The organism is Microbacterium sp. 67-17 (assembly GCF_001898325.1).
In the GTDB taxonomy this organism is placed as follows: Bacteria; Actinomycetota; Actinomycetes; order Actinomycetales; family Microbacteriaceae; genus Microbacterium; species Microbacterium schleiferi.
On record NZ_MKTR01000020.1, the window covers coordinates 85535 to 105775 of the forward strand.

The following is a 20241-nucleotide window of genomic DNA, read 5'->3' on the forward strand; positions in this document are numbered from 1 at the left end:
CCCCGTGGCAGCCGCACGCGGGGCCGTCAGCCCAGAAGGCGCTCCAGGACGCGGATGACGCCGTGGTCGACGTTGGATGGCGCCCGGTAGCGGGCTGCTGCCGCGACATCCGGATGCGCATTGGCCATCGCGAACGAGAAGTCTGCGGCATCCATCATGTCGAGATCGTTGAGGTAGTCCCCGAACACGGCGGTCTGCTCGGGAGTGACGTTCAGGAGGTCCTGGATGGCGCGAAGCGCCTTGCCCTTGGAGGCTCCCCGGTTCATGACATCGACCCAGTGGTGTCCCGATACGACGACCTGGTGCGTCAGACGGTGTCGCTCCAGCGCGGGAGCCGTGTTCTTCTCGCCGTCCTCGACGTCGAAGACGGCGACTTTCAGGATCTCGTCCTCCACGGCGGTGAGGTCGGGGACATCGGTCAGGCGCGCGTAGTACTTCTCCGCCTGGCTGCGGAAGACGGCATCCGTTCGTTCGATATACGCCGAGCCCTTGCCGCACAGCACGACGCCGACGTCGTGGGTGAAGCCGCGGATGTCACCCAGAAGCTCTGCGACGAACGCGCGGTCCATGACATCGGAGCTGAGCTCCTCATCACCGCGCGTCACGAACGTGCCGTTCTCGGCAATGAAGACAAGATCGTCACCGTGCGTGCCGAACTCCCGGCGCAGTGTGGCGTGCTGCCTGCCACTGGCGGGTGCGAACGCGATCCCCGCCGCGCGCAGGCGGTCGAGCATCGGCCACAGCGCCGGCGGCACCGCGCCTTCGCCGTCAAGCAAGGTGCCGTCCATATCGACAGCGATCAGACGAATCTCGCTCGCTCGGCCGGCAAGAGCGTCGAGGTCGACGGAAGGATCGGGGGAGCCGTGCGAGGAGTCATCGATCACTCATTCATCCTGCCTGAGGCGCGCATCTGGTCGGATGCTGAGCGAGCGGTCAGGATCGAGGCATGACCAGACACTGGAGCCCCCTCGCCATCACCTACCTCGTCCTGGCCCTCGCGGGGCTGGTGGGCACGTGGTTCTTCAACACCCTCGCGATCATCCAGCTGCGAGACTTCATCGGCGACCTCATCTCCAGCGGCCCGGCTGTCTCTTCGATCACGGTCGACCTGCTCGTCGTCGCCGTCGCCGGGTGCGTGTTCATCGTCGCCGAGTCTCGCCGGCTCGGGATGCGCTTCGCGTGGCTCTACATCCTCGGTTCGGGGCTTACGGCCTTCGCCTTCACGTTCCCCCTGTTTCTGGCGATGCGCCAGCGTCGGATGACACAGCTCGCGGCATCCGTCACACCGATGCCTGGGCCTCCTCGGGCCTGAGGGTCTGTACGGAGGGCCAGCGCGGCGCCCCGCCGATCACCCAGTAGGCAAGTCCCACGAACACCGCACCGCCGACGAGATTGCCGAGGCCGACCCACAGCATGTTTGTGCCGAACGAGAGCCAGGTCGCGCTCGGGACTCCGGTCGCAAACCCCAGGGTGAAGGTCGTCATGTTTGCCACGACATGCTCGAAACCCGACGTGATGAACGCCAGAAGTGCCCAGAAGATGACCACGAACTTCGGACCGTCGGTGGTCGACCGCGCGACCATCCAGATCGCGAGGCACACGAGCACGTTGCACAGGATGCCGCGCACGAACAGCTCCAGAGGTGATTCGTGAGCCTTGGCATCCAGCATCGTCTCGAGCATCGCGCCAGCAGCGGGATTGGCGTGCAGGACTCCCGATACCGCGACGAGCACCCCGAACAGTGCCGAGCCGAGGAGGTTCGCGACGAACGTGAAGCCGAGCGCGCCCGCGGCCGGGCCGGGTGCTGTCGCGCGCATGAGTGTTCCCTGCGTGAGCGTCATCATCGATGAGGTCACAAGCTCTGCCCCCGCGAAGACGACGAGGGTCAGTGCGACACCGAACACCAAGCCGCTGACGAGCTTCGCCCAACCGCCGCTGGTGTCGACCAGCGGGCCTGCCGCATTGAGCATCAACACGACGGCGATGCCGACGTAGGCGCCGGCGAGCATCCCCGAGACGGTGAAGCGCAGCGGATGCCTCATCCCCTCGATCTTGTGGATCGCCGCATCGGCTTGGAGGTCGAGGGTCTCTTCGATCGTGCGCACACGGGCACGATACGCCTGTGGTCAGGCCACATGAAGGGCCGAAGGTCCCCGCTGAGGCCACCGCGGCCGTCAGGGTCGCACGACGATTTTTCCCGGGACGTGTCCACCCTCGAGCTCCGCGATCGCCGCGGGCACCTCCGTGAGTCCGACCTCTCGATGGATGATGCTGCGCAGGCTCCCCTCGCCGAGCATCGTCGCGAGGGTCGCGAGGTCTTCTCCCGACCACGTCGCGTTTACCATGACGACCCGCTCTCGGCGGAATCGACTCGTGATCAGTCCTCGAAAGATCCGTGTGGCAGGCCCGAGGAGCAACCCGTCGCCGGGGCCACCCACGAGGACAAGCGAGCCTCCCGGCGCGAGAAGGGATCGCAGATACGCGATTCGTGCTCCGCCGGCGATATCGAGAATGACGTCGAACCGCTCGTCGATGGCGTCGACCTCGCCCCGCGTGTAATCCAGAACGCGGTCCGCTCCCAGACCCTGGACCCACGAGGCGTTTCGCCCGCTGCAGCTTGCCACAACCCGACCGGCACCGAGGGCGCGGGCGATCTGCACGGCGTAGTGCCCCACGCCGCCCGCGGCGCCGAGGATCAGCACACGGGAGCCCGCCGTGATGAGCCCCTGGTTGCGCAGGGCCTGCAGCGCCGTCAGACCCGCAAGCGGCACAGCAGCCGCGGCTTCCAGCTCCACGCCATCGGGAATCCGCACGAGATACTCGGCGCGCGCGGTCGCCGACTCCGCCAGCGAGTTTCGCGCGACGCCGAACACGGGATCGCCCACTCGCAGATCAGCGACGTCATCCGCGACCTCGGTGACGATGCCGGCGACGTCTACGCCGAGTCCGGGATTGCGCGGGTGGCGCCATCCGGATGTGGGGCGCATCAACCACGGCAGGCCGCGCATGTGATGCCACTCGAACGGGTTCAGCGATGAAGCAGCCACCCTCAGCCGAACGCGCACCGCTTCCAGCGGCTCCTCATCGATGTCAGCGATCTCGAGCGTCTCCGGTCCGCCGTAGCGGGAGCGGCGAACAGCGAGCATGGTGGCCCTCCTGAGTCGAATCGATTCAGCCTTACACCGTATGGTTGGCGACCAGGCTAGTCTTACACCGTAAGTTCGTCAAGGTGCGGGAAGGTCGTCACATGACGAGATCCGACGGGGAGCCCGACGCGACTCGCCGACCGCTCAGCCGCGACAGCATCCTCGCCGCGGCGCTGGAACTCGTCGACGCCGAGGGGCTCGAATCGCTCACCATGCGGGCACTGGGTGCCCGGCTCGGCGTCGAGGCGATGTCGATCTACCACCACCTGCCATCGAAGCAAGCTGTCATTGACGGGATCGTTGATCTCGTCTGGGCCAAGGTCACCCTGACCGGCGACACGCGCGACTGGCGCACGGCTGTGCGTCGCACCGCCCGATCAGCGTTCACGACGCTGCTGCGCCACCCGTGGGCCAACCGGATTCGTGCGTCCAGCGGTGGTCCGGCACGGATGACCTACATCGACGTATCCCTCGGGCACCTGCGCAGCGCTGGTTTCACACCCGAACAGGCCTTTCATGCCCATCACGTGCTCGAGGCCTACATCCAGGGGTACGTCATCCAGGCCCTCGATTTCGCGCCGACGGATGCCGCCGCCGAGCGTGAACAACGCGACGCCGCCCTGGCCTACCTCGAACAGGTCGGACACACTCATCTCATCGAGCACGTGAACCTTCACGCCTCCGACCAGGGGTCGGGATTCGACTTCGGTCTGATGCTTCTGCTCGACGGTCTCGATGCGCGCCTCGAACGCTCACATCCTCAGTAGCGCTGGCTCGCGAGCACGCGCGCCGACTCCCGCGCGGCCGCCTCGTTGCGCACACCCGCGCGGGACCCGGCAAGTTTTGCGGCGATGTGCTCGCCCACGGTGACCGACTCGTAGAGATCGGGATGCTCGGCATCCACGCACGAGGGCAGCGTTTCGATCAGGGCATCGACGTTCCCGTCGTGGAAGAAGGCAGCCGATCGGCGCCGCTCGATCGTGCCGTCGATCACGGGTGGCTTCACACGGTGAAGCGTCGACATCCACCGCTCGTTGGTCCACCGGGCCGTGACATCGCCAAGGTTGATCAGCAGGGCATCGTCGGCAGGCGACACGTCGTTCCACGAGCCGTCCGCGCCGAGCACCTGCAGACCCTTGACCTGATCGGCCCAGAGGATCGTCACGATCCCGTAGTCGGTGTGCTCGCCCATGCCGATGAGGTCGCCGTCGAGAGTCACATCGGTCCCAGGCGGCAGCGCGTAGTTGTTCATCCGCATGACATCCAGCGAGTGATCGGTGCGGGAGGCGAAGAACTCCGGGTCCAGCCCCAGTGCGTCGGCGAAGATCCGGGTCATGACCCGGGCGACGCGGGCAGCCTCGTCGAAGTAGGCCTCCACCTGCGTCTGGAACCCCTCGACCGCGGGCCAGAGGTTCTCGGCGTAGTCGGGCTGTGGGAGTTCTGCCATGTGCGGGTAGGTCGCAGCGGATGCCCCGACGTTGAACGCCTCGAAGAAGTCGTTCATGCGGCTGGCCTGCTCGACGCCGAGACTGAGGCTCAGCGATTCGGACTTCGGCGGACTGTAACCGCGGTTGATCTGCGGCGGGGTTCGATAGGTCTTCTTCGCCTCCAGGTCGAGGGCGAAGAAGGCGTCCATCGCGTCGGTCAGGCCGCGGATGACGGGATCGGGGATGCCGTGGCCGGTGATCTGGACGAACCCGACTGTGCGGCACGCGTCGTCGATGCGGCGGGCGACCTCGGCCTTCGCCTCGGGCGTCCCGTCGGTCACGTACGCGGTGATGTCCACGAGGGGAACCTGGAATGTCATAGCAACTCCTTCTCGAGCCGCTTCACGCTTTCCATTCACCCGCCGGGAGCGGGCTTTCGCTTTCATGAGCGTCGCGCGCCACGATACGCGCGGTCGGTTTCACCCGCGTTACAGGAGCCGGGCGCTCGCCTCAGCTCCCCGTGAGGCTCTCGCGCACCGACCGGCGCAGGACCTTGCCGATCTGCGAGCGGGGCAGATCGGCCACCTCGACGATGCGCTTGGGAACCTTGTACGCAGCGAGATGCTGACGCGAGAAGTCGCGCAGTCCCGTGGAGTCGAAGTGGGCACCCTCGCGCAGTACGACGGCTGCCACGACATCCTCGCCACCCGAGGAACGCGGGACACCGACGACGGCTGCGGCACCGACATCCGGATGCAACACAAGCACCTGCTCGACCTCACTCGGGCTGACGTTGTAGCCGCCCGTGATGATGAGCTCCTTCACGCGATCGATCACCGTGACGAAGCCGTCCTCGGCGACCGTCACGATGTCGCCCGTGCGCAGCCAGCCGCCCGGAAGCAGGGCTGCAGCTGTCTCTTCGGGACGCTCCCAGTAGCCCTGAAAGACCTGGGGTCCCCGAATGAGCAGCTCGCCAGCTTCGCCGATCTCACGATCGATGCCCGGATTGTCGGGGTCGACCACGCGAATCTCGGTGCTCGGAAACGGAACCCCGACCGTCCCGGGGCGCCGCGTCGGACCGATGGGATTTCCGAGGGCAACAGGAGAGGACTCGGTCATGCCGTACCCCTCGACAAGGAGGCCTTCGCTGGCCTCCTCCCACCGCGTGACTGTCGGAATCGGCAGGCTCATCGCCCCCGAGATCGCGAACCGGATGCTGCGCAGGTCGATCCGGCGATGGGCAGCAGCCCGGGCCAGGGCGTCGTAGACCGGCGGGACGGCGGGCAAGAACGTCGGCGGCGAGTGCTTCGCAGCGGCCACCACTGCGTCGACGTCAAACCGAGGGAACAGCACGATGCGTGCGCCGATCGAGACGGCGAAGGTGAGGCACAGCGTGAGGCCGTAGGCGTGGAAGAGGGGAAGCACCGCGTAGAAGGTCTCGGCGCCTTCCTTCAGACCCGGCACCCACGCCCGGCCCTGCGCCGCGTTGGAACGCAGATTACGGTGGCTGAGGATGGCGGCCTTCGGGGTGCCGGTCGTACCGCTGGTCAGCTGCAGCAGCGCAATGTCATCGAGCGTCGGCTTCGCGGTCTTCCTCGCAAGAGGACGGGCAGCCGTCAGCGTCTTCCACGCCACGAGCTTCTTCGCGGTCGGCTTTGCCGTCATCGCGGTGCGGGTCTCCCGCGCTGCGGGGACCGGGAGCTGCAGAGCGAGACGCTTGCCCAGGGGCAGCGCGTCTGGCATCCGTACCGACACGATCGTTCGCGGCCTGACGTCTGAGGGCATCTCAGCGATCGTGTCGGCGACCTTATCCCACACGATTGCGGCGACCGCACCGTGCACCTCGAACTGGTGCCGCAGTTCCCGAGCCGTGTACAGCGGGTTGTGCTCCACGACGATGGCGCCCAGGCGCAGGATCGCGTAGAACGCCACGACGTGCTGCGGGCAGTTCGGCAACACGAGCGCGACCCGGTCACCCGCGACGACCCCCTGCTTACGGAGTCCGTTCGCGACGCGCTCGACCTGCTCCCCCAGCTCGCCATACGTCGTCGTTCTGCCGAAGAACTCGAGGGCCACGTCCTTGCGGTATCGGTCGACGGATGCCGAAAGCATGTCGACGAGCGTTTGGTCGACCGGGTCGATGTCCGCGGGCACACCGTCGGCGTAGGCGGCAAGCCACGGGCGGTGCGCCAGCGGCGACGAGTGCTCAGACGGGTTCGGGATGCTCATCGTCTCGTTTCTGGTCGACGGTGCGCGCCAGTCTACGGAGGCCCGTACGTCCCGCGGGGCATACGTCGACACTTCTGGAGTGCCTCCCGGCTGCTACGCCAGCAGGCCACGCTCGCGGGCGAAGCGGGCGAACGGTTCGAGGGCGTGCGGGTCATCCAGCGACGACAGCGCCGCCAGTTCGACAGGGTCACTGCCCTGCATCACCCTCTTGACCGGTACTTCCAGCTTCTTTCCCGTCCTGGTGTGCGGAATGGCGGAGACCACCGCGATGTGATCGGGCACGTGTCGGGGGGTGAGCGCCGAGCGCAGGGCGACAGTGATGCGGGCAACGCTCTGCTCCTCATCCCACGCAGCGCTTGCGGCTGGGGCGCCAGCGTCGGTCGCGGGAACAACGAACAGGACGAGCACACCCGGCCCACCGTCAGGATCCTCCAAGTGCACGACGAGACTGTCAGTCACGTCGGGAAGTTCCTCGACGACGCGGTAGAACTCGGCGGTACCGAGGCGCACGCCGCCCCGGTTGAGTGTCGCGTCCGATCGGCCGGCAATGACGCAGCTGCCGCTCGGCGCGAACCGCACCCAGTCCCCGTGCCGCCAGACCCCGGGGTAGACATCGAAGTACGCGTCGCGATAACGACTGCCGTCAGCGTCCCCCCAGAAGCCGACCGGCATCGATGGCATGGGGCGACGGATGACGAGCTCGCCGAGGTCGTCGATGATGACCTCTCCGTGGGCGTCGAAGGCCACGGCGTCCACACCGAGCGAGGCGCCGCTGATCTCCCCGAGCCACACGTCGTGCAGCGGCGAGCCCTGCACGATCGCGGAACAGACGTCGGTGCCTCCGCTGCCGACGTTCAAGACGACATCGTCACCGAACTGCTCGTGAATCCACACGAATCCTTCGGCCGCAAGCGGGCTGCCGGCCACGCCGATCTGCCGCACGGACGAGAGATCGTGATCGGGGGCAGGGGAAAGTCCCGCCGTCCGCGACGCGCTGATAAGTCCCGGGCTCGCACCGACCAGCGTTGCCCGGGTCTGGGCGGCGAGGCGCCACTGCGCGTCGAGGTCGGGGTAGAGGGGGTTTCCGTCGATCAGCACCGCGGCGGCGCCGTGCAACAGGGTCGAGACGAGGGTGTTCCACATCATCCAGGCCGTCGTGCTGAACCACATCAGTCGATCGCCCGCCCGCAGGTCCCAGTGCAGCCCGAGAGTCTTCAGGTGCTCGAGCAGGATGCCGCCATGCCCGTGGACGATCGGCTTGGGTGCCCCTGTCGTACCCGACGAGAACAACACAAACAGCGGATGCGCGAACGGCACTGGCGCGAAGGTGAGCGGATCGTCCGCGGGCGCCGCGATCTCGTCCCACGCCATGTCTGCATCGACGGCAAAGTCACCATATGGCACGCCGATCGTCTTCCTGACCGTCGGCAGCCCCGCACGGATCGCAGCGACGTCGGCCGACTTGTCGATCGGTTTGTCACCGAAACGATAGCCACCGACAACCAGCAGGATGTCGGGATCGAGCTGACCGAAGCGGTCGAGAACTGCCCGGGCTCCGAACTCGGGAGCACAGCTGGCCCAGATCGCTCCGAGGCTCGCGGTCGCAAGGAACGCCACCACGGTCTCGGGGATGTTGGGAAGGTACGCCACGACCCGATCGCCAGGTCCGACACCGAGTCGGTGCAGCCCCGCCCGCACCCGCCGGACCTGCTCGGCAAGGTCGCCGAAGCTCAGCGAGACGTCCTCGCGCGTCTGTGAGGTTGCGAAGATCGCGAGCGCATCGACATCGTGGCGCAGGCAGTGCTCGGCGTAGTTGAGCTCGGCACCCTCGAACCACGAGACGTCCGGCATCGGCCCGCCCGAAAGAACCGAGCGCGCAGGGGCGGATGCACGAACCCCGAAGAAGTCCCACACGCTCTGCCAGAAAGCCTCGAGCTCGTCGACCGACCACGCATGAAGTGACTGGACATCGTCGAAGCGCAGTCCACGTTCGGCAGCGAGCCAGCGCAGGTACTCTGCGATCACCGATCCATCGCGAGCAGCAGTCGAGGGGCGGTAGAGCACCTCGTGCGCGGGGGCGCGCTGGCCGGAGTCCGTCATCGCTTGAGACCGGTTGAGACCGGCATCCGCAGCTCGTCGGCATCCGTGAACAAGGCCGCGAGCTCGGTCATCGACTCGACCACGATCTCGGGCATCTCGTCGCCCGGGATGTCGGCGAGGCGCTCGCGGGTGGTCATCCCGGTGAGGACGATGCCCGCTACCGCCCCGCCACGACGGGCCATGCTGGCTTCGAGGTAGAGGTCATCTCCGAGCACAAGAGTGCTCTCGGTGGTCGTTCCCAGTGCCCAGCACACGGTCTCGAGCGCAAACGCCGACGGCTTTCCCAGCACCGTCCAGGGTTGCCCGGTCACGTGCGAAAGCCCTGCCACGATGAAGCCCGACAGTCCGACGTTCAGGCGGTCCTTGCTCGCAAAGGCCGGAGCATCCGAGGTGCAGTACAACGCCGCGCCGGCGAGGATCGCCTCGGCGGCGAACTGCAGCTTCGGTTTGGTGAAATCCGTGTCCCATCCCACCAGCACGGCGACAGCGCCCGATGCCGCGCCCGAGCGGTGCTCATCAGGGTCGATGAGGTTAACCCCGTGGGCCCGCAGCACCGGCACCACCCCGCCACCGCCGTAAGCGAGCACGGGTTGCTGGCCGTAGCGCTCGCGCAGGGTACGGGCCGCGGCCACGGCGGGGGTGAGTACCTCCTCGTCGGCGACGCCGAGCCCCAGATGACGCAGGTGCGCGGCGATCTCGGCGGGCGGCTGCGCAGTGCCGTTCGTGAAGACGCACACCCGGCGCCCGGATGCCCGCATCTGCGCGATCAGTTCGGCAGCCCCCGGGAGGGCTGAGCCTTCTTGGCCTGCGGGCCCGTCAGAGATCACCAGGCATCCGTCGACATCGAACATGACACCCTCGACGGCGGCGAGGCGGGAAAGAATCTCGGATGTCATCGCTCCTCCTGTGCGGGACGGTCCAGGGCGATGCGGGTCTCGCCGAACGCGATACGCAAAGACCTCCACCGGGGCAGGGTGTGCGCAGCGGCGATGAACGAGGCGACATCTGTCGGCGGTGGCCCCGCGGATGCTGGTACCCAGCGCGGTGCGGGACCTGCGGCATACATCGGATCGAGTTGCTCGGCGGGCATCACGATGGCCAGCAGCAGGTCTTCGTCAGACAGCGCACGGCCGAGCCTCTCGGAGTGCAGCATCCGCAGCTCCTCAAGCGACGGCTCGGGGACGGGCCTGTCGAGTTCGGCCGCGCGGGGAAGATCACGCACGCGCGTCTGGACGTCGGGGTCGATCTGCCCCTCGGGAGTGCCGAAGTGGCCGAGGACGAATCGCACGACCTCATCGGGGATGCGGCTATAGCGGTCTTGTCCGCTCTCTTCGGCCAGCACGTTCATGAGCGCTTGGCTGCCCACGAACTGGCTGAAGGGCGTCACCATGATCGGGTACCCGAGGTCGGCGCGCACCCGCACGCACTCCTCCAGCACTCGGGGAAGCCGATCGGCCATCCCGATCTCACCGAGTTGGCGTCGCAGGGTCCCCATCATTCCTCCCGGGACCTGGTGGACGTGCGCCCCGAGATCGAACTCGCTCGGGGCCCCGGCCGCCAGGCCCTGCGAGCGCGCAATCGCCCAGAGCGTCTGCGCGGCCCGGGCCGCGGCATCCCGGTCGACATCCACCTCGATGCCGACGGCGTCGAGGTTGGTCAGCAGGTGCTCCAGGCTTGGCTGGGCGGTGCCGTTGGAGAGAGGTCCAAGACCCGTGTGCAGCACATCGACATCCAGAGCTGCGGCGGTGACATACAGCTGGGATGCCGCCCCCGTCGTGGTGTGGCTGTGCAGCTCGAGGGGCTTGTGCACGACCTCCCGCAGCTGCGGCACGAGCTCTCGCACGCGCTCGACGGTGAGCAAGCCGCCGGGGTCCTTGAGGTACACATGGTCGATCGCCGGCTCGGCCTGGTAGGCAGCCGCGTTGGCGAGGTAGCGCTCATCGGTGTGCACCGGACTCTCGGTGAAGACGACACCGGCCACGATCTGCGTGAAGCCTTCGTCCTTGGCCCACTGCGCGACCCGGATGGTGGCGTCCCGGTCGTTCATCGGCTCGGCAATGTGCAGGCGCCGCACCCCGTGGGTGGCCATCATCCGCAGGGCAAGGCGCATCACCGGCTCGCTGGCCTTCTCCCACGACATGAAGCGCATCCCTGTCGTGATCGCCGACAACAGGGTGTCGGGGGCTGCCGCGCTGACCCGGTCCAGCCGCTCCCAGGGGTTCTCGTGGTGAAACTTCACCCCCATCGACAGGTGGGTGGAGCTGGTGAAATCGATCGCGGCAAGGTTCATCGGTGCCAGATCGACAGCCGCAGCTTCGGCCATGCCCGTCGTGATGCCGGTGGCTCCCCACAGGCTCTGGTTGCCGTCGCGCAAAGAGGTGTCGACGATGCGCACGGGCCCGCGGGTGCGGTGCCCGCCGAGCTGACTCAAGTGCGCGGCGCGCGGATGCTGCGTCATCCGATCTTCTCCCTCATGCTCTCCCACTCCCGCCCGAACCAGGTGGTCGGCACGGGCCCCGCCCTGAAGTCCTCGTGGGCAAGGACCGCTTCGAGCATGGGGAGCGTGGTGGTCAGTCCCGCCACGCGCGTGTTGCGCACCGCGGCGAGCGCGCCATCGACCGCGGCGGCGCGGTCATGGGCACGCACGATGAGCTTGGCGGCGAGGCTGTCGTAGTAGGGCGGAAACTCGAACCCGGACTCGATCTGGGTGTCGATGCGGATGCCGGGGCCACGGGGCCACCGCACCTGGCCGATCCGTCCCGCGTTGGGTCGGAAGTCGGCGGCGGGGTCTTCGGCATTGATACGCACCTCGATCGCGACAGCCGGCGGCACTGCGGGGGGCACCGGCAACCCGGTGGGCAGCCCCAGCGCCAGCAGGAGTTGGGCTGCGACGAGGTCGACTCCGAAGGCTTCCTCGGTGACCGGGTGCTCGACCTGGATGCGAGCGTTGACTTCGAGAAAGACGACGTCGTCGCTGAGCGTGTCGACGAGAAACTCCACCGTGCCGGCGCCCCGGTAGCGCAGCGCTTCCACGAGCGCACGCGAGGCATCGTGCAGCACGCGGCGACGCTCGGCCGACAACCCGGGAGCAGGGCATTCCTCGATGAGCTTTTGATGGCGGCGCTGCACAGAGCAGTCGCGGTCACCGAAGATCAGCGCGCCACCCTCGCCGTCGCCGAAGACTTGCACCTCGACGTGCCTGGCAGAGCCGTAGTAGCGCTCCATATAGAGGTCGCCGTTACCGAAGGCTGCCGCAGCTTCCTGCGCGGCCTGGGGAGCAAGGGCGACGAGTTCGGCTTCGGTGGTGGCAAGGCGGATGCCGCGCCCCCCGCCCCCGTGAATGGCCTTGACCATGAGCGGATAGCCCACTTCGGCACCGAGAGCTGCGACATCGTGCACGTCGGTGATGACCCGGCCCTGAGAGACGGGGACCCCGGCTGCCACCGCCACGGCCCGGGCGCTGCCCTTGTCACCGACAGCGCGCAGGGTCTCGGGACGGGGGCCGGCAAAGGCGATCCCCTCTTCCTCGAGAAGCTCACACAGCCGCGGCTGTTCGCTGAGAAAGCCGTAACCGGGGTGGACCACATCGGCGCCGGCGTGGACAGCTGCCTGGGCGATGAGTTCGGGGCGAAGGTAGCTCTGCGCCGACGGAGCGGGGCCGATGACCAGCACGCGGTCGGCAGCCCGGGCCGCGAGCGACTGCGTGTCAGCAGCGCTGGCAGCCAGCACCGCCTCTGCTCCGATCCGCTGCGCTGCGGCGACGATGCGCGCGGCGATCTCGCCGCGGTTGGCGACAAGAACGACGGGCCGGTCAGTGCTCACAGCTCACGCCTCGAACCGCGCGAGGACCTGACCGAACTGCACCTGCGCACCATCCTGCGCCTCGAACGCCGCGATCGTGCCGGCGGCGCCTGCCACGACCGGGTTCATGAGCTTCATGATCTCGATGATCCCGATGGTGGTGTCGGCCTCGACCACATCTCCGGGCTCGACGAAAGGCGCCGCACCCGGCGCCGGCCGCCGATAGAACACCCCGAGCATGGGGGCGGTGATGGGTGCGCCCAGGGCAGCATCCGTCCCCGCCTGGTCTGCCGCGCTGAGCTCCGCGGGAGCCGGGGCGGGCTGGGCGGCGGGAGCAGGAGCAGGTGCGGGAGCCACCGGCGCGACGGATGCCGTAGCCGCCGTCTGCTCGAGCGGGCCGGTGCGCGAGAGCTGCACCGACACCTCGCCCCACGTGATCGCGACAGTGTCGTAGTCGCCACCGTCCAGGGTCGCGACCAGGTCGAGCAGCTGCTGCCAGCTCGGGGCAGATTCCTGGGCCACGTCGCCCTCCTTCTGGTTGAGGCACCATCGTGCGGGGAGGCCCTGGTGGGGGCAACCGGCGTTCTCATATGATGAGAAGCGCCGTGGTCACGGCACACGCGATCGGTTTACGGTGATCGCCCCACCAGGGACGAACCAGATCGCGACTTCGAGGATGAAACGTGACCGATCACTTTGACGCCGTCATTGTCGGCGGCGGACACCACGCAACGATCATTGCGCCCTATCTCGCGCGAGCGGGCCTGAGCGTCGCCGTCTTCGAAGCGCGCACCCACCTCGGCGGCGGCGCCCAGAGCATGCCGGGGCCCACCGCGGGGGTGACGCAGAACCCCTGCGCCCACTGGACACGCTTCTATGGGCATCCTGCCTATAAGGACTTCGGGCTGGGCGAGCTTGGCCTGAGCTACGTCTTTCCCGAGGGCAACGAGGCCATGGTCTACGACGACGGCTCGGTGTTCATCGGGTATTCGGCGGCGCGCGTGGTCGACAACACGGGCCGCGCCGAGGCGTGGGACGAGGGAGTGGCGCGCACCGAGGCCAACATCCGGGCATTCAGTTCTCGGGATGCCGACACCTACCTGCGCGTCCACGAGGCGTACTCGGCACACATCAAGAGCGCTTTCGGGCGCCAGCGGTGCACGCCACCCACCCCCTGGGGCACGCCCGACCCGCTCGAAGAGCTCCTGGACCAGCCGGGCTCGCTCATCGAGCCCGTGCACCAGTTCATGACGATGCGCCAGTTGGCCTACGACATGTTCGAATCCGATGAGCTGCGGACCCTGTTCATGCGGGCCGGAGTCACCTCGACCGGGTGCTATCCGGATGACGTGCCGGGGCTCCAGGGCTTCATCCACAATCTGGCCCTCGTCCTCTCGCTCGAGCCGGCAGCGATTGCGATCGGCGGCACCGGAGCCATCACCTCCGCCCTCGTGAAGGCAGGAACCCTGCGGGGGGTGCAGTACTTCACGGGTGTGCGCGTGGATGAGATCGTGCAAGAGAACGGCAAGGCCACCGGCATCCGCCTTGCCGACGGATCTTTCGTGGGCGCGGGGATCGTCGTCTCTGATCTCGGGCTTCCCCAGACCGTGCTCCAGCTTCTGCGTCACGGCGAGGTGGCCGAACGCATTCGCCATCGCCTCCGCAACGTCGTCTACGACCGCGGTCAGCTCGTGTGGGCCAACGTCGTCAGCTACGAGGCTCCCGACTACGCCGGCACCACGGGAGTGGCCGAGGCCGGCGTCCAGCCGCGACTGTACTGGGGGCCCAAAGACCCCGACTGGTTCGCCACCCGCTACCAGGCCCACATCTTCTCGGAGGGAATCTCGCCGCGGATGCTGATGCTCTCGAGTACGGACTCGCAGTGGGACACCACCCGTGCCCCGCAGGGCCAGCACATCACCGGGATCGAAGAGTTCACGGCGCCCATCCGGTTCTTCGACGATCAGGGATGGGCCGCGCTCGAGAAAGAGTTCGACACCCGCATCCGCGCGCAGTGGCCCCGCTACGCCAAGAACATGACAGCGGACAACATCGCCGCGATCGAGTGGTTCCTGCCGCCGCGGGTGAACTCCACCCACCCCGACATGGTCGAGGGAGGGTACGTCGAGGGCGCACACCTGGCCAGCCAGCTGGGTCGGTTCCGCCCGATCCCCGAGCTCGCCGGCTACCGCACGATCTTGCCGAACCTGTACAACTGCTCGTCCAATGTCCATTCCGGATCGGGCATCGGGCGCGGCAGCTCGCTCAATGCCTGGCACCAGATCGCCGCAGACCTCGGACTCGACCCACACGCCGAGATCCGCAAGCCCGACCCCGCGCTTGTCGAGGTGGCCGCAGCCCGGTGAGTGGCATGAAGGAGCGAGGATGACCGCGGACGACGACAAACACGGACCCCACGGCGTCATCGAGCGCGTCCTCGCCGTCCTCGCTGCCTTCGAGGGCACGACCGGCTCTCTCACGGTGGCCGGGATCGCCCAGCGGGCAGAACTCCCGGTCTCGACGACCTACCGGATCGTCGCCTCGCTGGAGGGGTGGGGGGCGTTGCGCAAGGGCTCGGACGGTCGATACCAGATCGGCTTTCGGCTGTGGTCACTGGGGCAACAGGCCGGAAGGCGGCTGCGCGACCGCGCGCATCCGTTCTTGCAGGATCTGTTCGACCTCACTCACGAGAACGTGCATCTGGCGATCCGTGACGGGCTGTACTCGCTGTACATCGACAAGGTCTACAACTCCCGCAAGCTCCCTATCGTCTCGCGCATCGGCGGGCGCCTGCCGCTGCACGCCACCGCGGTCGGGCGCGTGCTGCTGGCGGCGCAACCTGACTGGTTCGTCGATGCCTACCTCGCTCGAGAGCTCGAAAGCCCGACCCCGAGCACCGTGACCGATCCGGCGGAGCTCGCCGAGATCATCCACACCGTGAGGCGTGAGGGGATGTCGGTCACCTACGAGCAGATGCGCCTGGGCGCGATCTCGCTGGCGGCACCGATCGTCTACGAAGAAGAGACAGTCGCCTCGGTAGCGCTGGTCTTCGATATCAGCCAAGCCGGGGAGATCGAACGTCTCCGCCCGGCAGTCAAGGGGACCGCCGACAAGATCAGCCGGGCGATGCGGGGAGGGAGCGCTGGTGCCGTGATGCGCCGGGTTCCGCCTCCCGCACCGGATCTTTTCTCAGGCGGTGAGAAATCCCGGTTGCACGCCGCCGATCCTCGTTGAAGAGTCGAGGCACTCGTTCGAGGAGGAACAGCATGAGCATCACTGCACCGGTCGCAGCGCCGGACTACCACGGGTTCGAACCGTTCAAGCTCACCGACCCCTTCGCCTCGTGGAAAGCCCTCCGCGAGCAGGCCCCCGTCTTCTACGATGACCGGATCGGCTACTGGGTCGTGTCCCGCTACGACGACGTCAAGGGCGTCTTCGACAACTGGGAGACGTTCTCGTCAGCAAACGCACAGCAGCCCGTGCGCCCTCTCGGCGAGGCAGCGAAGAAGGTTCTTGCCGAGGGCGACTTCACCGCCTACTCCGGGCTGTCAGCGCGGATCCCCCCGGATCACACCCGCATCCGCGCGATCGCGACCAAGGCCTTCACGCCGCGGCGCTACAAGGTGCTCGAGCCCTTCATCCGCGAGAACGTCAACGCGCTCATCGACCGGATGATCGCCAAGGGCGAGCCGGGAGACATCCTCACCGACATCGCGTGGGACCTGCCCACCATCACGATCTTCACCCTCATCGGCGTCCCCGTCGACATGATCGAGACCGTCAAGGCGTGGGCGAGCTCACGCACGGCGATCACCTGGAGCGACCTGACCGACGACGAGCAGGTCCCGCACGCCGAGAACCTCGTCGCGTATTGGCGCTTCTGCCGTCAGCTGGTCGCCGACGCCAAGACCACCCCGGGCGACAATCTCGTCTCCGACCTCGTGCGCTTCCAGGCCGAAGGCGACGAGATCACCGATCACGAGATCGCCTCCTTCCTCTACAGCCTGCTCTTTGCTGGACACGAGACCACGACCACACTGATCTCCAACACGGTGCGCGAACTTCTCGCCAACGACGAGTTCGCCCATGTGGCCGAGGATCCCGAGCTCATCCCGGGCGCCATCGACGAAGTCCTGCGCGTCAGCGGCAGCATCGTGGCCTGGCGCCGCCATGCAGAGAGGGATGGCGAGATCGCGGGAGTTGCGATCCCCGCCGGGTCCAAGGTTCTGCTGCTGATGGGCGCCGCGAACCGCGACCCCGCCGTCTTCCCCGACCCTGACACTTTCGACATCACCCGCAGCAACGCCCGCGCCCATCTTTCGTTCGGGTACGGCATCCACTACTGCATCGGCAACATGCTCGGAAAGCTGCAAACGAAGATCGCCGTCGAAGAGATCGCGCGGCGGCTTCCGAACCTGCGTCTTGTTCCGGACGCACAGATCACCTTCGGAGACAACTTGTCCTTCCGCGTCCCCGACTCCGTCCCCGTCCTTTGGAGCTGACCGCCATGAGCGCCTACACATCCCAGACGTACACCTTCGCGTTCGACTCGGTCGAGACTCCGACGATCGAGCGCCTCGGCGGTAAGTGCAACAGCCTGGCAATCATGACCTCCGCCGGCATGCCTGTCCCACCCGGATTCGCTGTCACGACTGATGCTTTCGACAAGGTCATGGACGAGACAGGTCTTCGCACCCGCATCCGCGAGATCCTCGCCGGTCTCGACGTCCACGATGTCGCCGATGTTGCGGATGTCGAGCGGCGCGCCGACCACGTCAGGGAGCTCATCCTCACCCAGGAGATCCCCGATGATGTCCGCGACGAAGTCGTCGGCGCGTATCGCGCCCTGATGGCACGGTGCGGCGGCGAGGTCGCCGTCGCGGTGCGCTCCAGCGCCACGGCGGAAGACCTGCCCGACGCGAGCTTCGCCGGGCAGCAAGACACGTACCTCTGGATCGTCGGCGAGAACAACGCCCTGCACAAAGTACGCGAGTGTTGGGCAAGCCTCTACACGGCACGTGCCATCACCTATCGCCTCAGCAACGCCATTCCCGATGAGGGGCTGTCGATGGCCGTGGCGGTGCAGAAGATGGTGAACTCCCGCTCATCCGGGGTCGCCATGACGCTCGACCCCCAGACCGGCGACCGCACCAAGATCGTCGTGGAGTCGAGCTGGGGCCTCGGCGAGATGGTCGTCTCGGGCGAGGTGACACCCGACAACTTCCTGCTCGACAAGGTCATGATGACCGTCGTGACACGCGCGATCAGCTTCAAAGGTGAGGAGCTGGTGCCCAATGGCCGAGGCGGAATCGTTCGACGCGCTGTCGCTGCCGAGCGGGTCGAGGCACCGAGCCTCAGCGATGACGAACTGATGGCGGTTGCGAGGCTTGCGAAGGCAGCCGAGAAGCACTACGGACGTCCGCAGGACATCGAGTGGGCGATCGATGCCGACCTTCCTGACGGAGACAACGTTCTGCTCCTGCAGGCGCGTCCCGAGACAATCTGGTCGCCCAAGTCGAATACCAACACCATCACCATCACCTCCAAGGGGTCGGGCATCTCAGCGATCGCGACATCGATGCTCTCGAGCCTCGGCATCCGCTGACTCCCGCCCCGTCGCACCATCACCCACCACACCCACTACCCGAAACGACGCAGCTCAGCCGAGCGCGTCACGGACGTATCGAAGGAGATGCAATGTCCGACACCGAGATGCAAACCAAGTCCTTCCCCTCTCCCTATGAGCTGAAGGCCCCCGCCGGCTCCGAGGGGTGGGAGTCGCTGTACCCCTACAACCTCGTCTTCCGCGAGGAGCTGCGCGAACAGGAGGAGGGCCGCTTCTGGTTCTGCGACAGCCAGCACTGGCCGAACGTGTTCAAGCCGTTCGAGGTGACCATGGTCGAGTTCGCCAGCCGAAACCTCGGCGCCTACAACACCCGGCACTACCTGGTTCCGCCTGCCAACGGCATCGACTACCGCATCCACAACGGCTACAACTACTTCAGCCCCGTACCGGTCCCGCCCGAGCAGATCGCCGCCCGTGTGCCGCATTTCCTCGAGCGCGCCGGTTACTACTTCCAGAACTGGGAGTCGCTGCTGGAGAACTGGCACACCAAGGTCACCGACAACATCAAGGCGATCGAGGCCATCGAGTTCACGCCACTACCCGAGATGGTGCCGATGGAGACGATCACCGAGGGCGTCGGCTACGACCCGTCCGTGGATCTGTTCGAGGCCTACGACAAGCTCCTCGCCCTGGCGTACCGCAACTGGGAGCACCACATGGAGTTCCTGAACCTCGGCTACGTGGCCTACCTCGACCTGTTCCAGTTCTGCAAGGAGGCCTTCCCCGGCATCCCCGACCTGGCGATCGCGAAGATGGTCGCCGGCGTCGACTCCGTGCTGTTCCGTCCCGACGACGAGCTGAAGAAGCTCTCGACGCTGGCGGTGGAACTCGGCCTGCAGGATGCCTTCACCCGCGGTGACGGCAACGCCGAGGCAACCCTCACGGCTCTTCGGGAGGCGCCCCGCGGCCAGGAGTGGATCCAGGCCTGGGAGGCAGCGCAAGACCCGTGGTTCAACTACACCTCGGGCAACGGCTTCTACGGCGATGACAAGTACTGGCGGGATGACCTGGACATCCCGATGGGCTACATCCGCGACTACGTCGTGCGCGTGGCTGCGGGCGAGACGCTGGGGCGCCCGAAGGACGAGCTGATCGCCGAGCGCGACCGCATCGCCGAAGAGTACGCCTCGGTGCTCGATGACGAGGCCCGCGCCACGTTCGAGGGCAAGCTGGGTCTTGCCCGCACCGTCTATCCCTACGTGGAAGACCACAACTTCTACATCGAGCACTGGACGATGGGGGTCTTCTGGCGCAAGGTCCGCCAACTGTCGAACATGCTGCACGAGCAGGGGTTTTGGCCGCAGCCCAACGACATCCTTTACCTCAGCCGCGACGAGGTGCGTCCCGTGCTCTTCGACTACGCCAGCGCCTGGGCCGTCGGCACCGAGCCGATCGGACCCACCTACTGGCCGAAGGAGATCGAGCGTCGCCGCGCGATCATCACCGCTCTCGAGCAGGAGCGCCCGCAGCCGGCGTTCAACACTCCTCCTGCCCAGATCAGTGAGCCGTTCACGGTCATGCTGTGGGGCATCACGACCGAGCAGGTGCAGCAGTGGCTGGGCTCGGATGACGCCGAAGAGGGAGTCCTCAGCGGTATGGCAGCCTCGGGCGGCGTCGTGGAAGGTCCCGCGCGCGTGATCACCAACGCCTCGCAGCTCGGCGAGCTGCAGCAGGGCGAGATCCTCGTGGCTCCCGTGACCGCCCCCAGTTGGGGACCGGTGTTCGGCAAGATCGCCGCCACCGTGACCGATATCGGCGGCATGATGAGCCACGCGGCGATCGTCTGCCGCGAATACGGCGTGCCCGCCGTCACCGGTACCGGCAAGGCATCCACCACCATCACGACCGGCATGCGCCTGCGCGTGGACGGCAACCAGGGCAAGGTCACGATCCTCGACTGAGGGTCTGGAGG

17 protein-coding genes are annotated in these 20241 nt (G+C 67.0%); 7 read left to right on the forward strand and 10 right to left on the reverse strand.

Going from position 1 to position 20241, the window contains the following annotated elements; translation table 11 throughout:
- Positions 1-26: 26 nt before the first annotated feature.
- Positions 27-884, reverse strand: a complete 858-nt coding sequence (locus BGO47_RS08945; RefSeq protein ID WP_366246881.1) for an HAD family hydrolase — start codon at positions 882-884, stop codon at positions 27-29.
- A gap of 62 nt (positions 885-946) precedes the next feature.
- On the opposite strand from BGO47_RS08945, the gene BGO47_RS08950 reads away from it, so the two are divergent.
- Positions 947-1312 (forward strand): DUF2834 domain-containing protein, encoded by a 366-nt coding sequence (locus BGO47_RS08950; RefSeq protein ID WP_292710888.1) that lies wholly within the window; start codon positions 947-949, stop codon positions 1310-1312.
- On the opposite strand, the gene BGO47_RS08955 is transcribed toward BGO47_RS08950, so the two are convergent.
- Together BGO47_RS08955 and BGO47_RS08960 are read right to left on the reverse strand one after the other, a co-directional pair.
- On the reverse strand, positions 1281-2105 hold the full coding sequence (locus tag BGO47_RS08955) for a formate/nitrite transporter family protein (protein ID WP_292710891.1): 825 nt from the start codon (positions 2103-2105) through the stop codon (positions 1281-1283). The two genes, BGO47_RS08950 and BGO47_RS08955, sit on opposite strands and share 32 nt — an antisense overlap.
- A 69-nt stretch (positions 2106-2174) precedes the next feature.
- On the reverse strand, positions 2175-3146 hold the full coding sequence (locus BGO47_RS08960; protein ID WP_292710894.1) for an NAD(P)-dependent alcohol dehydrogenase: 972 nt from the start codon (positions 3144-3146) through the stop codon (positions 2175-2177).
- Positions 3147-3247: 101 nt separating this feature from the next.
- Between BGO47_RS08960 and BGO47_RS08965 the strand changes: the two genes are divergently transcribed.
- Positions 3248-3913 carry a TetR/AcrR family transcriptional regulator C-terminal domain-containing protein gene (locus tag BGO47_RS08965; RefSeq protein ID WP_292710896.1) on the forward strand — a complete coding sequence of 222 codons (666 nt, stop codon included), beginning with the start codon at positions 3248-3250 and terminating at the stop codon, positions 3911-3913.
- Here the strand turns inward: BGO47_RS08965 and BGO47_RS08970 are convergent.
- The 7 genes from BGO47_RS08970 to BGO47_RS09000 form a co-directional block, all read right to left on the reverse strand.
- Complete coding sequence (locus BGO47_RS08970; RefSeq protein WP_292710899.1) at positions 3907-4953, reverse strand: 2-oxoglutarate and iron-dependent oxygenase domain-containing protein; 1047 nt, start codon at positions 4951-4953, stop codon at positions 3907-3909. The genes BGO47_RS08965 and BGO47_RS08970 overlap by 7 nt on opposite strands.
- Before the next feature lie 130 nt (positions 4954-5083).
- Positions 5084-6802: a long-chain-fatty-acid--CoA ligase gene (locus BGO47_RS08975; RefSeq protein ID WP_292710902.1), complete on the reverse strand. Its 1719-nt coding sequence runs from the start codon at positions 6800-6802 to the stop codon at positions 5084-5086.
- A gap of 93 nt (positions 6803-6895) precedes the next feature.
- The gene (locus BGO47_RS08980) at positions 6896-8902 is read right to left on the reverse strand and encodes an acetoacetate--CoA ligase (RefSeq protein WP_292710904.1); all 2007 of its coding nucleotides are present in this window, start codon (positions 8900-8902) and stop codon (positions 6896-6898) included.
- On the reverse strand, positions 8899-9798 hold the full coding sequence (locus BGO47_RS08985; RefSeq protein WP_292710907.1) for an HAD hydrolase-like protein: 900 nt from the start codon (positions 9796-9798) through the stop codon (positions 8899-8901). Before BGO47_RS08985 ends, BGO47_RS08980 begins: the two co-directional genes overlap by 4 nt.
- On the reverse strand, positions 9795-11360 hold the full coding sequence (locus tag BGO47_RS08990) for a pyruvate/oxaloacetate carboxyltransferase (RefSeq protein ID WP_292710910.1): 1566 nt from the start codon (positions 11358-11360) through the stop codon (positions 9795-9797). Before BGO47_RS08990 ends, BGO47_RS08985 begins: the two co-directional genes overlap by 4 nt.
- Complete coding sequence (locus tag BGO47_RS08995; protein WP_292710913.1) at positions 11357-12724, reverse strand: biotin carboxylase N-terminal domain-containing protein; 1368 nt, start codon at positions 12722-12724, stop codon at positions 11357-11359. The genes BGO47_RS08990 and BGO47_RS08995 overlap by 4 nt, the downstream gene beginning before the upstream one ends.
- A 3-nt stretch (positions 12725-12727) precedes the next feature.
- A complete protein-coding gene (locus BGO47_RS09000) occupies positions 12728-13225 on the reverse strand; it encodes a biotin/lipoyl-containing protein (RefSeq protein ID WP_292710916.1) in 498 nt (165 codons plus the stop codon).
- 161 nt (positions 13226-13386) lie between these two features.
- Between BGO47_RS09000 and BGO47_RS09005 the strand changes: the two genes are divergently transcribed.
- The 5 genes from BGO47_RS09005 to BGO47_RS09025 all read left to right on the forward strand — a co-directional run bounded on the left by BGO47_RS09005 (position 13387) and on the right by BGO47_RS09025 (position 20230).
- Positions 13387-15069, forward strand: coding sequence for an NAD(P)/FAD-dependent oxidoreductase (locus BGO47_RS09005; protein WP_292710919.1), 1683 nt, complete (start codon positions 13387-13389; stop codon positions 15067-15069).
- Between the two features lie 19 nt (positions 15070-15088).
- Positions 15089-15937 carry an IclR family transcriptional regulator gene (locus BGO47_RS09010; RefSeq protein WP_292710922.1) on the forward strand — a complete coding sequence of 283 codons (849 nt, stop codon included), beginning with the start codon at positions 15089-15091 and terminating at the stop codon, positions 15935-15937.
- A 32-nt stretch (positions 15938-15969) separates the two neighbouring features.
- On the forward strand, positions 15970-17205 hold the full coding sequence (locus BGO47_RS09015; RefSeq protein WP_292710925.1) for a cytochrome P450: 1236 nt from the start codon (positions 15970-15972) through the stop codon (positions 17203-17205).
- Between the two features lie 5 nt (positions 17206-17210).
- Positions 17211-18308 carry a PEP/pyruvate-binding domain-containing protein gene (locus BGO47_RS09020; protein WP_292710927.1) on the forward strand — a complete coding sequence of 366 codons (1098 nt, stop codon included), beginning with the start codon at positions 17211-17213 and terminating at the stop codon, positions 18306-18308.
- Positions 18309-18400: 92 nt separating this feature from the next.
- Complete coding sequence (locus BGO47_RS09025) at positions 18401-20230, forward strand: PEP-utilizing enzyme (RefSeq protein WP_292710930.1); 1830 nt, start codon at positions 18401-18403, stop codon at positions 20228-20230.
- Positions 20231-20241 lie beyond the last annotated feature (11 nt).

Bases quoted from the DNA above. Each gene is read 5' to 3' on its own strand.
- BGO47_RS08950 (WP_292710888.1), top strand. From the start codon at position 947: ATGACCAGACACTGGAGCCCCCTCGCCATCACCTACCTCGTCCTGGCC.
- BGO47_RS08960 (WP_292710894.1), bottom strand. From the start codon at position 3,146: ATGCTCGCTGTTCGCCGCTCCCGCTACGGCGGACCGGAGACGCTCGAG.
- BGO47_RS08965 (WP_292710896.1), top strand. From the start codon at position 3,248: ATGACGAGATCCGACGGGGAGCCCGACGCGACTCGCCGACCGCTCAGC.
- BGO47_RS08970 (WP_292710899.1), bottom strand. From the start codon at position 4,953: ATGACATTCCAGGTTCCCCTCGTGGACATCACCGCGTACGTGACCGAC.
- BGO47_RS08975 (WP_292710902.1), bottom strand. From the start codon at position 6,802: ATGAGCATCCCGAACCCGTCTGAGCACTCGTCGCCGCTGGCGCACCGC.
- BGO47_RS08980 (WP_292710904.1), bottom strand. From the start codon at position 8,902: ATGACGGACTCCGGCCAGCGCGCCCCCGCGCACGAGGTGCTCTACCGC.
- BGO47_RS08985 (WP_292710907.1), bottom strand. From the start codon at position 9,798: ATGACATCCGAGATTCTTTCCCGCCTCGCCGCCGTCGAGGGTGTCATG.
- BGO47_RS08990 (WP_292710910.1), bottom strand. From the start codon at position 11,360: ATGACGCAGCATCCGCGCGCCGCGCACTTGAGTCAGCTCGGCGGGCAC.
- BGO47_RS09010 (WP_292710922.1), top strand. From the start codon at position 15,089: ATGACCGCGGACGACGACAAACACGGACCCCACGGCGTCATCGAGCGC.
- BGO47_RS09015 (WP_292710925.1), top strand. From the start codon at position 15,970: ATGAGCATCACTGCACCGGTCGCAGCGCCGGACTACCACGGGTTCGAA.
- BGO47_RS09020 (WP_292710927.1), top strand. From the start codon at position 17,211: ATGAGCGCCTACACATCCCAGACGTACACCTTCGCGTTCGACTCGGTC.
- BGO47_RS09025 (WP_292710930.1), top strand. From the start codon at position 18,401: ATGTCCGACACCGAGATGCAAACCAAGTCCTTCCCCTCTCCCTATGAG.